The 14399-nt window shown below is 32.0% G+C and carries 15 protein-coding genes; 12 read left to right on the top strand and 3 right to left on the bottom strand.

Going from position 1 to position 14399, the window contains the following annotated elements:
* Positions 1–5: 5 nt before the first annotated feature.
* The 5 genes from trpB (at position 6) to LQ677_RS00310 (ending at position 5378) form a co-directional block, all read left to right on the top strand.
* Positions 6–1223 carry a tryptophan synthase subunit beta gene (gene trpB, locus LQ677_RS00330; RefSeq protein ID WP_103361024.1) on the top strand — a complete coding sequence of 406 codons (1218 nt, stop codon included), beginning with the start codon at positions 6–8 and terminating at the stop codon, positions 1221–1223.
* The gene (gene trpA, locus LQ677_RS00325; RefSeq protein WP_126477877.1) at positions 1216–1947 is read left to right on the top strand and encodes a tryptophan synthase subunit alpha; all 732 of its coding nucleotides are present in this window, start codon (positions 1216–1218) and stop codon (positions 1945–1947) included. Before trpB ends, trpA begins: the two co-directional genes overlap by 8 nt.
* Before the next feature lie 80 nt (positions 1948–2027).
* On the top strand, positions 2028–2687 hold the full coding sequence (locus LQ677_RS00320) for a type 1 glutamine amidotransferase domain-containing protein (protein ID WP_037587994.1): 660 nt from the start codon (positions 2028–2030) through the stop codon (positions 2685–2687).
* A gap of 145 nt (positions 2688–2832) precedes the next feature.
* Positions 2833–4086, top strand: a complete 1254-nt coding sequence (locus tag LQ677_RS00315; RefSeq protein ID WP_037587997.1) for an aminoacyltransferase — start codon at positions 2833–2835, stop codon at positions 4084–4086.
* Positions 4087–4118: 32 nt separating this feature from the next.
* Positions 4119–5378 carry an aminoacyltransferase gene (locus tag LQ677_RS00310; RefSeq protein ID WP_049318918.1) on the top strand — a complete coding sequence of 420 codons (1260 nt, stop codon included), beginning with the start codon at positions 4119–4121 and terminating at the stop codon, positions 5376–5378.
* 162 nt (positions 5379–5540) lie between these two features.
* Here LQ677_RS00310 and LQ677_RS00305 read toward each other — a convergent pair whose 3' ends face one another.
* Both LQ677_RS00305 and LQ677_RS00300 read right to left on the bottom strand, forming a co-directional pair.
* Positions 5541–6059, bottom strand: a complete 519-nt coding sequence (locus tag LQ677_RS00305) for a histidine phosphatase family protein (protein WP_204252996.1) — start codon at positions 6057–6059, stop codon at positions 5541–5543.
* Positions 6060–6156: 97 nt separating this feature from the next.
* A complete protein-coding gene (locus tag LQ677_RS00300) occupies positions 6157–6906 on the bottom strand; it encodes a MerR family transcriptional regulator (protein ID WP_204252997.1) in 750 nt (249 codons plus the stop codon).
* A 137-nt stretch (positions 6907–7043) separates the two neighbouring features.
* Here LQ677_RS00300 and LQ677_RS00295 point away from each other — a divergent pair, with 137 nt between their 5' ends.
* Positions 7044–7619, top strand: a complete 576-nt coding sequence (locus LQ677_RS00295) for a GNAT family N-acetyltransferase (RefSeq protein ID WP_239747981.1) — start codon at positions 7044–7046, stop codon at positions 7617–7619.
* A 420-nt stretch (positions 7620–8039) separates the two neighbouring features.
* Here the strand turns inward: LQ677_RS00295 and LQ677_RS00290 are convergent, their stop codons facing one another.
* Positions 8040–8381 (bottom strand): hypothetical protein, encoded by a 342-nt coding sequence (locus tag LQ677_RS00290; protein ID WP_126477873.1) that lies wholly within the window; start codon positions 8379–8381, stop codon positions 8040–8042.
* 273 nt (positions 8382–8654) lie between these two features.
* On the opposite strand from LQ677_RS00290, the gene pepF reads away from it, so the two are divergent.
* The 6 genes from pepF to lacD all read left to right on the top strand — a co-directional run bounded on the left by pepF (position 8655) and on the right by lacD (position 14381).
* On the top strand, positions 8655–10451 hold the full coding sequence (gene pepF, locus LQ677_RS00285; RefSeq protein ID WP_239747980.1) for an oligoendopeptidase F: 1797 nt from the start codon (positions 8655–8657) through the stop codon (positions 10449–10451).
* 184 nt (positions 10452–10635) lie between these two features.
* Positions 10636–11382, top strand: coding sequence for a DeoR/GlpR family DNA-binding transcription regulator (locus tag LQ677_RS00280; RefSeq protein ID WP_172965063.1), 747 nt, complete (start codon positions 10636–10638; stop codon positions 11380–11382).
* A 141-nt stretch (positions 11383–11523) separates the two neighbouring features.
* On the top strand, positions 11524–11955 hold the full coding sequence (locus LQ677_RS00275; RefSeq protein WP_232174242.1) for an RpiB/LacA/LacB family sugar-phosphate isomerase: 432 nt from the start codon (positions 11524–11526) through the stop codon (positions 11953–11955).
* 12 nt (positions 11956–11967) lie between these two features.
* Complete coding sequence (gene lacB, locus LQ677_RS00270; protein ID WP_191836584.1) at positions 11968–12495, top strand: galactose-6-phosphate isomerase subunit LacB; 528 nt, start codon at positions 11968–11970, stop codon at positions 12493–12495.
* Positions 12492–13442 carry a 1-phosphofructokinase family hexose kinase gene (locus LQ677_RS00265; protein WP_191836585.1) on the top strand — a complete coding sequence of 317 codons (951 nt, stop codon included), beginning with the start codon at positions 12492–12494 and terminating at the stop codon, positions 13440–13442. The genes lacB and LQ677_RS00265 overlap by 4 nt, the downstream gene beginning before the upstream one ends.
* The gene (gene lacD, locus LQ677_RS00260; protein WP_239704617.1) at positions 13443–14381 is read left to right on the top strand and encodes a tagatose-bisphosphate aldolase; all 939 of its coding nucleotides are present in this window, start codon (positions 13443–13445) and stop codon (positions 14379–14381) included.
* Positions 14382–14399 lie beyond the last annotated feature (18 nt).

The raw sequence follows: 14399 nt of genomic DNA, 5'->3' as shown, positions 1-14399 counted from the left end.
TTGAATTGAATAAAAATATACAATTAGAAGCAGATGAATTAGGATTTTTCGGTGAATTTGGTGGCCAATATGTACCAGAAACATTAATGCCAGCTATACAAGAATTAAACGATACGTATCAACAATTAAAAAATGATCCGGAATTTCATAAAACATTAAATGCTTATTTAAAAGATTATGTAGGTAGAGAGACACCTTTAACATATGCTGAGCGTTATACAGAAGCACTTGGCGGCGCAAAAATATACTTAAAAAGAGAAGATTTAAATCATACTGGTGCTCACAAAATTAATAACGCATTGGGACAAGCACTAATTGCAAAGAAAATGGGTAAAAGGAAGCTCGTTGCTGAAACTGGTGCTGGTCAACATGGTGTAGCGAGTGCAACAATTGCAGCGTTGTTTGATATGGAACTTATAGTATTTATGGGTGAAGAAGATATTGAAAGACAAGCATTAAATGTGTTCAGAATGGAATTGTTAGGCGCTAAAGTTGTACCTGTAACAGACGGACAAGGTACATTATCAGATGCCGTAAATAAAGCATTACAATATTGGGTTTCACATGTTGAAGATACACATTATTTACTTGGATCAGCGCTAGGTCCTCATCCATTCCCAACTATCGTAAGAGATTTACAAAGTGTGATTGGTAAAGAAATTAAGAAACAAATATTAGAAAAAGAATCCCGATTACCAGATGCAGTTGTTGCATGTATAGGTGGCGGTTCAAACGCAATTGGTACATTCTATCCGTTTGTAAATGATGAATCTGTTAAATTATACGGCGTTGAAGCTGCAGGTGAAGGTGTAGATACTACTAAACATGCTTTAGCTATAGAAAAAGGGAAACCTGGCGTGTTGCATGGTTCTAGAATGTATTTAATTCAAGATGAAAATGGACAAGTCGAACTTGCGCACTCAATTTCAGCAGGATTAGATTATCCAGGTGTAGGTCCGGAACATAGTTATTATAACAATATAGGTCGTGTTCAATATCCGAATGCAAGTGATACTGAAGCGATGGATGCGCTTATTAAATTTACACAATTAGAAGGTATTATTCCAGCTATAGAAAGCGCGCATGCATTGAGTTACGTCGAGAAACTAGCGCCAACAATGGATAAAGACGAAATTATTGTTGTGACGGTTTCTGGTAGAGGAGATAAAGACATGGAAACAATTAGAAAGTATATGCAAGAGAAGGGGGATCATCATGCGTAAATTATTTATACCATATGTCATGGGAAACAAAGATTTTATAGATTCAGTCAAACTTATGGACGAAAATGGTGCAGATTATATTGAAATTGGCTTACCTTTCTCAGATCCTGTAGCTGATGGTCCAACGATTATGGCAGCCGGTCAAGAAGCGATTAAGCAAGGTATGTCTGTTAATAAAATCATTGATCAACTAATCGAACATAAAGATGAAATCAATACACCTTACTTATTTATGACTTATTATAATTTAATTGATGCATACGGTGTCGACGCTTTTATAGAACGAATTGCTGAAGCGAATGTTTATGGGTTAATCATTCCAGATTTACCATTTGAACTTGGACAAAGATTTAAAAAACATTTACAGCCTAAAAACATTAAATTAATTTCTTTAATTGCGATGACTTCTAGTGATGAACGAATTAAGCAAATAGCTGAGCACGCGGAAGGATTCATTTACACAGTGACAATGAATGCGACGACTGGTGATGGCAGAGGTTTCCATGAATCTTTAAAAGATAAAATTAAATTTATACAACAACACGCTAATGTACCTGTTGTTTGTGGATTTGGTATTAGAACTGAAGAACATGCTAAAGAAATAAAGTCATTTAGTGACGGCATTGTGATTGGTAGTGAAATTGTTAAAAGATTAAAAAATGATTCAATAGAACAAACTCAAGCATATTTGCAAAGTATTAGAAAAGCTTTAGATGAAGATTAAAAAAGCATAACCCTTAATAGAAGAAAAAGAAACACACTTCATGTATAATCGACATTAACAAATGAAAAGGAGTGTTTCTAATGAGCAAAAAAGTTCTCATAGTTGTTACAAATGCATCTCAATTTAAAGATGGAAAACCAACTGGGTTATGGCTAGAAGAAGCAGCAATTCCTTATAAAGTATTTATTAAAAATGGATTAGAAGTGGATATTGCATCTGTAAAAGGTGGTAGTGTTCCGATAGATCCAAATTCAACTCAAAATGACGAAGCTAAAGAATATCATGACGTATTAGAAAAGTTACAACAAACATATAGTATTAGAGACATCGTGTTTGAGAGTTATGATGGCATATTCTTACCTGGTGGTCACGGAACAGTATTCGACTTCCCAAATAATGAAGACTTGGAAGATATGCTAGCATATTATAGAAATAACGATAAGGTGATTGGTGCAGTTTGCCACGGTCCAAGTGCATTTGTTGGCGCTAAGCTTCCAAATGGGAACTATTTAGTGGATGGTGTTAAATTAACTGCTTTTACTGATAGTGAAGAAAAAGCAATGAATTTAGAGAATGATGTACCATTCTTGCTACAAACACAACTTGAAAAGCAAGGTGCTCGATTCGTTAAAGGTGCTGACTTTGAATCGCATACAGTTGCAGACGGTAAATTTGTCACAGGACAAAATCCAAATTCTAGTGAAGAGGTTGCCGAAAAATTTGTAAATGTATTAAAATAGTTTAGCAATATAAATAAAAACCTGCCATTTGGTAGGTTTTTATTTATGAAATAATGGTATAGTAATGAGTATTATTTTAGAATAAAGACAAAATATTGTATAATTGTAACAAATACATAAAAATGAGATTGGGAGTATTGTATAAATGAAATTTACAAATTTAACAACTGGTGAATTTGAAGCTTTTACAAATAAAATGCCGTACGCGCATTTTACACAAGCAGTAGGTAATTATGAATTAAAAACTTCTGAAGGCACTTCAACACATTTAGTAGGGGTCAAAGATAATCAAGGTGAAGTATTAGCTGCATGCTTGTTAACAAGTGTACCAGTTATGAAGAAGTTTAATTACTTTTACTCAAATAGAGGACCAGTAATGGATTATGACAACAAAGAACTTGTTGACTTTTTCTTTAAAGAAATCGTGAGCTATTTAAAAAGTTATAAAGGATTATTCTTTAGAATCGATCCTTACTTGCCATATCAACTAAGAGATCATGATGGCAATATTAAAAAATCATTCAACCGTGATGGTTTAATTAAACAATTTGAATCATTAGGCTATGAACACCAAGGCTTCACAACTGGTTTCCACCCAATACATCAAATTAGATGGCATTCTGTACTTGATTTAGAAGGTATGGACGAAAAGACACTCATCAAGAACATGGATAGTTTGAGAAAAAGAAATACTAAAAAAGTTCAAAAAAATGGTGTTAAAGTACGTTACTTATCTAAAGATGAAATGCCGATATTCCGTCAATTTATGGAAGATACAACAGAGAAGAAAGATTTCAACGATCGCGGCGATGACTTCTATTACAACAGATTAAAATACTTTGAAAATGTAAAGATTCCTTTAGCTTATATAGACTTTGAAACTTACATTCCACAATTAGAAAAAGACCATGAACAATACAACAAAGATATTGCGAAAGCTGAAAAAGATTTAGAAAAGAAACCAGATAATCAAAAAACGATTAATAAAATAGACAATTTAAAACAGCAAAGAGAAGCAAATGAAGCTAAATTAGAAGAAGCACGTCAATTACAACAAGAACATGGTGATACATTACCAATTGCAGCAGGTTTCTTCATTATTAATCCATTTGAAGTTGTATATTATGCAGGTGGTTCATCTAATGAATATCGTCACTTTGCAGGTAGTTATGCAATTCAGTGGGAAATGATTAAATACGCGTTAGATCACAATATTGACCGTTATAACTTCTATGGAATCAGCGGAGACTTCTCAGAAGATGCACCTGATGTTGGCGTTATTAAATTTAAAAAAGGTTACAATGCAGATGTTTATGAATATATTGGTGATTTCGTTAAACCAATTAATAAACCAGCGTACAAAGCATATACAACACTAAAAAAAGTATTAAAAAAATAAATGATTTTCAGTAAGAGAGGAATTTAGATAATATGAAATTTACAGAATTAACGGTTACTGAATATGATGAGTTCGTATCTGATAGTCGATATGAAAGTCACTACTTTCAAGTAAAAGAAAACATCAAGACGAGGGAAAATGATGGTTTTCAAGTTGTATTATTAGGTGTTAAAGATGAGAATAATCAAGTCGTTGCAGCAAGTCTATTCTCTAAAATACCAACATTAGGTAGTTATGTGTATTATTCAAATCGTGGTCCGGTAATGGATTATAGCAATCTAGATTTAGTGACATATTACTTCAAAGCACTTGAAAAGTACTTAAAACAGCATCAATGTCTATATGTTAAAGTCGATCCATACTGGATTTACAATATATACGATAAAGATATTAAACAAATTAAAGAAGATGGCGCTAATGACCAAATCGTTGATCTGATTAAATCACTAGGCTATGACCATCACGGCTTTACGACTAAATATGATCCATCAAGCCAAGTAAGATGGATGGGTGTCTTGAACTTAAAAGATAAAACATTAGCAGAAGTTAAAAAAGGATTCGACAGCCAAAGAAAACGTAACGTCAATAAAGCGCATAATTACGGTGTTAAAGTACGTTTCTTAGAACGCGATGAATTAGATATATTCTTTAAATTATATAGAGAAACAGAAGAAAGAGCTGGCTTTATTTCTAAGACAGATGAATATTTCTTAAACTTTATCGATACATATGGTTCTAAAGCATTAGTACCATTAGCATATATCGATTTAAATGAATATATTCAATCAACACAAGAGAATTTAAATGAATTAGAAACAAAACGCGATCAAATGATGGCGAAAGAAAACAAATCTGAAAAACAATTAAAGAAAATTGCTGAAACAGATCGTTTAATCGACCATGCACAGAAAGAATTATTAGAAACTAGCGAACTTATTAAAACAGATGGTGAAATCTTAAACTTAGCTTCAGGTGTATTCTTTGAAAATGCATATGAAATCAATTATTTCTCAGGTGGCTCAAGTGAAAAATACAATCACTTTATGGGACCATATATGATGCACTGGCATATGATTAATTATTGTTTCGAAAATGGATTCGATAGATACAATTTCTATGGATTATCAGGAGATTTCACTGAAGATAGCGAAGATTACGGTGTATATCGATTTAAACGAGGATTTAACGTTCAAATCGAAGAATTAATCGGAGATTTCTATAAACCAATCAATAAGAAAAAATATTTCTTACACAATGTAATTCAAAAAGTACGATCTAAAATTAAAAAGTAATCAAAAAAAGCTGAAATTCATATTTCAGCTTTTTTTGTGTTAAATATGGGGTTAATAGCATATATCATATTTATTCGATTAATTAGTTTACATAATATATATTATAGGAAGTTAAGTATATTGACTTAGGGGACGCCTATTCTACATATATATCTAACTATTTTATATTGTTACATGTTTAACTTGTAACGCTTCATCAATTGCATATAGATCTGGATTCTTTAAAGCTTTCCATTCATCAAAGCCAAATTGTTTGTCGAAATGATTTAGTAATAATGACATGATGTTACCATGTGTAACAATTAATGCTTGTTCATTTACTGGTATCGACTTAAATACTTCTAAAATTCGCTGTTGAGCTTCTAAACTTGATTCGCCATTATGTATACGATAATTAAAGTCACTGAAAGTCATTTTAAGCTCAGTTAGCCAATTATCTATTGGTAAGTCACTTAAAATGCGCTCATTTAAACGGCTATCATAAGTTAACGGTGTTTGGTATTTTGTTATATATGGTTTGATTGATTCATAAGTACGATTCATTTCACTGACATATATATGGTCAATATTGAGTTTAGCTAATACAGGTACTAATTGTTGTGCTGACTTAATGCCATCTGTCGTTAAAGCAGCATCAAAGTCTTGTCCAGTAGCTTTGCAATGTCTTAATACATAAATCATTAAATCACTCCAAATAGATTTTAAAAAAGCATATCATACATTATGATAAATAAAAACTACTATAAATCGAAATAAATACGATTTATAGTAGTTTATGCTATTGATTCATTTTGACATAACTTGCAATTGCTTTACTAGCAAATTGTGCGGTACCGTCACCAAATTTATTGATATTTTTAGTAAATCTTTCATCACTTACATACATATCACCAATACTACCAAACATTTCTAAACTATACTCGCAATCAATATTAGAATTTAAATACGTGTACCATCTTTGTACAATTGATTGAGCAATTTCTGAGTCTGGAGATTCATTTCTGTTTGCTGCAAATGCTCTAAAGATATCATTCATTTCTTCTTCTTTTGAAGCTTTTTCTTCTTTAGACCAACTATTAATGCGATTGTTCGCTTTATCTACAGTCTTATTCCCCCACTTTTCACGTGCTTCAGCTTCATATTCATTCTGATTAAACTCAAAACCTATAAATTTATCTTCATTCGTCATGTTAATTTCTCCTTTCATATGTTTCGTCGTTTGATCTATCGTTTGAATCATTTGATCAATTCTTGTTCTTTTATTGATGAGCATCTTTTTATGCATATTTAATGCTTCTTCTTTATCAAACGAAGGATCATCAAGAATTTCTTTTATCTTTTTTAGAGGAAAATCAAGCTCTTTAAAAAATAAAATTTGCTGTAATCTGTCTACATTCTCGTCTGAATACAATCGATAACCAGAAGATGATACATTAGACGGATTCAGTAAATTAATTTCATCATAATGGTGAAGCGTGCGCACACTTATACCGACTAATTGAGCAATTTCTTTAACAGTCATTTCCATTTACTTAACCTCCTCATAACCCTACTATAAAGTCTTACGTTACGTTAGAGTCAACAATATAATCAAAAAAATAAATAAAGTCAATTTCGTACATGTTATAATACATTTAGAATAACACGTAAGTCAGGAGTTTTATAATGAATAAAGAGATACAACTTGAATTAAAATTAGAAACATCTCGTTTAATACTACTAGCTGGAGAACAAGTTTTTTCATACAAAGAAACAATAAAGGACGAAATGCTGAACTCAGTAGATACGTTAAAAGATTGGGTAGCATTCTTCAACTATCAATTTGACGAATATAAAGTGACTGATTTTCTTAATAAATCAACTGACACACAGTATAACAAAGAATATTTTAGATACTTTATCTTTGAAAAAGATACGATGCAATTTGTAGGATCAGTTGTTCTTCAAGATATCGATTTAAGATTACCATCATGTGAAATTGGTTATTGGGCAGTCAATTCAGGATTAGGCAAAGGTTATATAACAGAAGCCATTCAATATATTACACAACATGTTATAGAAAACCACGGCTTTGTAAGAGTAGAAGCATACATAGATGTTAAAAATACAAGAAGTATTAACACCATTGAAAGATGTGGGTATGAACGAGAAGGAACATTAAAGAACTCAGATCTAAGCGCAGACCAACAAAGTATTATTAACGAAGCACTCTATGCAATCACGACACCTGTATATTTTTAAATAAAGAAAGAAAAAGCGACTGATATATATAGAAATATCTCAGTCGTTATTAGCAAGTTTGGCAAGAAGTGCAAATACTGAGGTCGTTATTAGCAGTTTTGGGTGAAGGTGCAAATAACGAGTGTGTTAGTAACAGTTCAGCCGAGTTTTGTAAATAACGCCGTCGTTACGAACAAGTTTGGCGAGAAGTGTTCACAAGACCGTCGTTACGAACAAGTTTGGTCAGAAGTGTTCCTAACGCCCGACCATTCAATCAAAAAAGTCTGAGACATAATGTAATGTCTCAGACTCTTCTAGTATCTTGGCAGTAGATGTCTGAATTGAAAATGCGCTTGTACCAAGCTTTTTTCAACTCTAGTCATCCTTGCCGGGGCGGGACTACGAAATCTTTTTATCTAAATTAGATTTCTGTCCCGCTCCCTATTTATTACGTCTTTTTAATTCATTAAATTGACGTTCATCTTCTATTGTTTCATCTTGACTATGTTTTTCAGCTAATCTTTTTTGATTCTTTCTCATTAAGTACCATGTTAATAAGCATACAAATAAACTTACGATTGCCATAAATGCGGCATAGCCTAATAATGGTTCGTATGTAATATCATAAAAATTAGGTAATATAAATGCGATCATACCTAATACGACAAATGTCAAAATTGCACTGATGACGTGTTTTTTAAGTATTAATGATGATAATACAGAAAAAACAATAACGACGACAAATGAAATCCATAAGTAGTTTGGGAAATCAAAAATGTTCAAGATGCACGCCTCCTTTATCTAGTTGTACTGGTCTATACCCCTTTTATTTATGTTTAATTACGATATAGATAGAAATTTGATTTATTTATATAAATTTAAATGTACATTTGCAATTTTGTTTAAATTTTACGGACATAAGCGCACAAATGTGACCATGATGCGCCAGATAAATTGTTCGAATAGTGCGTTGTATCATATGACGTAGAAGATGTTTATATGTATAATATGTACATAAGTACATAAATAAGTAAATTTTAAAAAAAGGGTGATTTGATGGGACAATTATTAAGAAGCGAAGTTCCTGTTCAAGAAACATGGGATCTTTCAAGTTTGTATCAAGACAATGATGCATTTTACAGTGCATTAAAAGAATTAGTTGAGAATGTGACAGCATTTAATGAAAAATATGTAAATCAGTTAAATGAAATATCAACGATTGAATCTGCTTTACGCGAACAAGCTGATCTTATTGTAAGTATTATTCACTTAAGTACATATGCAGAATTACTTTATTCGACTGATACGACAGATGAACAAAGTCAAAAAGTAGCTGCACAATTTTCTACTACATATGGAAAAGTTGCTGGTTTATTATCATTTGTAGAGTCAGAAATTTTGCAATTAGATGATGAAGCATTCGATGCTTTAATTAAACAATCTGAGTATCCTAAATATTTAACATTGTTAAAACGTCAAAAAGAACATACATTACATCCTGAAGTAGAAAAAGCGTTAGCAACCTTCTCACCTACTTTTGGTGCGCCGTATGAATTATATGGTATTACGAAGATGTTAGATATTGAGTTTGGTACTTTTGAAGCGAATGGAGAAGAAATACCTTTAGATTATGTATCATTTGAAGGTGATTATGAAGTAGACTCTAATACAGAAGTTAGACGCAATGCATTTAAGAAATTTAGCGATGCGTTACGACGTTATGAGAATACAACTGCAGCAACATATAACGCTCACGTTCAAAAAGAAAAAATTGAATCTGAATTACGTGGTTACGATTCTGTTATTGATTTCTTATTAGAATCACAAGATGTAACGAGAGAAATGTACGATCGTCAAATAGATGTTATTTCAGAAGAATTAGCACCACATATGAGAAGATATGCGCAATTACTTAAACGTACAAATAATCTAGATAAATTGAAATTTGAAGATTTACGTATATCATTAGACCCTACTTATGAACCAGATGTATCAATTGAAGGTTCTAAAGAATATATTAAAGAAGCATTAAGTGTACTTGGTGAAGATTATATGCAAATGGTCAATGATAGTTATGATAAACGCTGGATTGACTTCCCTCAAAATAAAGGGAAACAAACAGGTGCTTATTGTGCAAGTCCATACGGTGTTAACCCATTCATATTTATTTCATGGACAAGTAAGATGACTGAAGTATTTGTATTAGCACATGAACTAGGTCATGCAGGACACTTTAATTTAGCAAATGCACATCAAAATGTATATCAAGCTGATTGTTCAATGTACTTTGTTGAAGCACCATCAACAATGAACGAAATGTTAATGGCTAATAGTTTATTGAAAAAATCAGATGATCCGAAATTTAAACGTTGGGTTATTAGTTCAATTATTTCAAGAACGTATTATCATAATATGGTGACACATTTATTAGAAGCTAAATATCAAAGAGAAGTTTATAGACACGTTGATAAAGGTGAAGCACTCACTGCCCCACTTTTAAATAGTATTAAGAAACAAGTTATTTCTGATTTCTGGGGAGACGAAGTTGAAATAACTGAAGGTGCAGAATTAACATGGATGCGCCAACCGCATTATTATATGGGCTTATATCCTTATACGTATTCAGCAGGTTTAACGATCGGAACTGCTATGAGTCAAAGAATTGAAAAAGAAGGACAACCTGCTGTTGAAGATTGGTTAAATGTCTTAAAAGCTGGTGGTTCTAAATCTCCTGTTGAACTTGCTCAAATGGCAGGAATTGATATTACGACAGATAAACCACTTAAAGAAACAATCGCGTATATCGGTCACTTAATTGACGAGTTAGAATCACTCACAAACGAAATTGAATAATATCTTTTCTATTATTAATGTAGAGACTGGTACATCTTATGGTGTGTGAGTCTCTATATTTTTATATAAACATACCTTATTAAATAACCGCATTATATATTATTCTAATTTTAATATTATTTGTGTTACAATATAATCAAACAAATTCGAACTTATTAAAAAGTTATATATAGGAGGATCACAAGTGAAATTAAAAGTTGATAGGCACCGTTTTATAATGGATGAACTTAAAAATAATATGTCTGTGAAAGTATCTTCCCTTTCAGAGAAGATGAACGTTGCTGAAATGACAATTAGAAGAGATTTACAAGAACTAGAAAACAATGGTTTGTTAAATAGAATTCATGGTGGCGCTAAATTAATTGAAGATAATTTATATAATGAAAAGTCACATAAAGAAAAGCAAACTATTAATGTATCTAATAAAATGAAAATTGCTCAAAAGTGTGGCGAACTCATTCATAATGAAGATATTATATTTATCGGTTCAGGTTCTACAAATGAACTTATATTTGATTTTATAAAAGACAAGAACTTAAGCATATTTACGAATTCGCTTGATATATTCTTACAATATAAAGATTTATCAAACATTGATGTATTACTCGTAGGTGGTCGATTCAGATCTAAAACGGGTACATTTATCGGACACTTTGCGAATAAAATGATGGAAGACTTTCATGTAGCAAAAGCATTTGTCGGAGTTAACGGTATATATGGTCAAAAATTAACAACTGCTAATGAAGAAGAAGGTAAAGGTATTCATATCATTTTAGAAAATGCAAAGCTTAAATACATCACAGCAGACAGTACAAAATTCGGTGTTCAAGCATTATATAACTTCTATAATATTAACGATGTCGATGCTGTTATATCAGATGATGATGTAAGTGAAGAAATATTAAACACATATCCAAACAAGATTAAATAGTTATCAAAATGAATATTAAAAGAAACGCAATATAGAATAGCATATCGCTATTTTATATTGCTTTTTTTATTGACAGAAAACATGTTTGATTTTATATTATAATTAACAAAAACGAACAATTACAAACATAGGAGGATGTATATGAAAGTTTTTATTAATTGTATTCGTAAATCCAGCCCTTTAAAAGACAAGATTATTCAGGAACTATCTCATTCTAACATTGAATGGATCGATTTGTATGATGAAACACTTGAAGATGATGTGTTTGCTGTAACTGTAAATACAATAGAAGCAGTTAAAAATAATGAAGATGCTAAGGCATTAATCATTGATGATTATGGTATTGCACCATTCATTATCGCGAACAAACATAAAAATATAATCGCTGCTTCAGTTTCAGATGACCGTTCTGCTTATATGACAGCACGTCACAACAATACAAAAATTATGATTCTTGCTTCTGAAATTGTTGGCCCTACTCTAGCGGTTAACTGTGCTAAAGCATTTGGAGAATCATCTTATGATGCTGGCCGACATCAAATCAGAATAGATATGTTAAATAGTTTGTGTTAAGGAGGAAGTTAAATGAAGATAGCTATTGGATGCGATCATATCGTTACGGATGAAAAAATCAAAGTATCAGATTTTATTAAAAGTATTGGTCATGAAGTGATAGATGTTGGAACTTATGATCATCAAAGAACACACTACCCTATTTATGGTGTAAATGTCGCAAAAGCTGTTACAGAAGGAAAAGCTGCCTTAGGTGTTGTACTTTGTGGTACAGGTGTAGGTATTAGTGTTTCAGCAAATAAAGTGCCTAATGCGAGAGTTGCACTCGTACGAGACATTACAAGTGCTCGTTTAGCGAAAGAGAAATATAATTGCAATATTATTGGTGTTGGTGGAACAATTTCAGGCATTGATTTAATAACTGATATCGTTGAAACCTTTATAAATGCTGAGTATATCCAAACAACGGAATCAGATCAATTAATAGAACGCATGAATCAATTGTTAACAGACGACCAAGCTCATTATGATTCCAATCAGTTTAACAAATATATTGATAAATGGAATAAAGGAGAATATGTGGATGAGGTGAAACATTGAAATTATTAACAATTACATTAAATACTTCAGTGGATATCGCCTATCAACTAGATTATTTTGAATTGAACCAAACGAACCGGGTTAAAAATGTTATTAAAACAGCTGGTGGCAAAGGATTGAATGTTACGAGAGTGGCAAACATTTTAGGTATTGATCATTTAGCTACTGGCATTATCGGCGGAACTACGGGCACTTTTATTAAGCGTGATTTAGATAAAGATCATATTAAACATGATTTTTATGAAACAAATATTGAATCGAGACAGTGTATAGCGATTTTAAATGGAGCACATCAAACAGAATTACTTGAACCAGGAGATCCAATTACGCAAGAAGATATTCAGGCATTTATTCAACATGTGACTGAACTTATTCAAGCGCACGACATTATTGCGATATCAGGTAGTGCTTTACCAGGCATGAATGTTGAAACTTATCAAATGCTTATTGATATTGCTGCTAGATACGGTAAGAAAGTATTGTTGGATGTTAATGGTCATACTTTAAAAGATTTACTAAATCATGAAGGTCAAAGCTTACCTTATTTAATTAAACCTAATATCGAGGAACTAAATCAGCTATTTAATGTGAAAGATCATGATAATCATCAAGAGATTATCGAAGCATTGAAATCCCCTCTTTTAAGCCAAATTCCATGTGTGATGATTTCACTTGGTTCTAATGGTGCACTTTATAAATATCAGCATCAAATTTATAAAGTAAATATTCCTAAAATTAAAGCTGTTAACGCAGTTGGTTCTGGTGATAGTTCTATAGCAGGCTTTAGTTATGGACTCATACATAAACAAGATGTTCACTATGCTGTTAAATCAGCCATGGCTGCTGGAATTGCGAATGCTTTAGAACAGAAAACAGGATTCTTAACGAAAGAGAATTTTGAGTATTATTTATCAAAAATAAAAATTGAACAATTGGAGTGTTTTTAAATGGTTAAAAATTTATCAAAGCTCACAAACGATTTAGGACAAATTGCTGCACTTGCCATTGATCAACGCGGTGCATTAAAGAAAATGCTTGGTGAAAATGTAGCATCAGAAACGATAGAAGATTTTAAAGTCCAAATTTCTAAGACATTAACGAAATTTTCTTCAAGTATATTATTAGATCCTGAGTATGGATTACCCGCTTCAAAAGAAAGACATCCTAACTGCGGTTTAATCTTAGCTTACGAAAAGACAGGCTATGATAAAGCAACACCAGGTCGATTACCTGATTTATTAAATACATGGTCTGTACACGCACTGAAAGAACAAGGTGCAGACGCCATTAAATTACTCGTATATTTTGATATTGATGAATCACAAGAAATCAATTCACAAAAAGAAGCCTTTGTAGAAAGAGTCGGTGCTGAGTGTGTCGCATTGGATATTCCATTTTTCTTAGAAATCGTGTCATATGACGCAACAAATGATGATAATTTAAGCGAAGCATACGCAAAAGTTAAACCTCATAAAGTTATTGAAGCGATGAAATTATTCTCAGAAGATCGATTTAAAGTAGATGTATTAAAAGTGGAAGTGCCAGTTAATATGAATTTTGTAGAAGGATTTGGCGATCATCCAGTATATACGAAAGCACAAGCTAGGCAGTTTTTCTTAGAACAATCAGATGCAACACATTTACCATTTATCTTTTTAAGTGCAGGCGTATCACCTACTTTATTCCAAGAAACGTTGAAATTTGCTTATGAATCAGAATCTAAATTTAACGGTGTATTATGTGGAAGAGCAACATGGGCAGGCGCTACTCAAGCATTTGTTAAAGATGGCGAACAAGGATGCAAAGCTTGGTTAAATGATGAAGGTATTAGTAATATACAAAATTTAAATAAAGTGATTGAACAATATGCAACAGCTATAAATTAATTATAAATACCCCGCTTC

The organism is Mammaliicoccus sp. Q-M61, assembly GCF_022386055.1.
Lineage (GTDB): Bacteria > Bacillota > Bacilli > Staphylococcales > Staphylococcaceae > Mammaliicoccus > Mammaliicoccus sciuri_A.
Note: the sequence above shows the minus strand (reverse complement) of the source record. Positions and strands in the feature narration are given on the sequence as shown.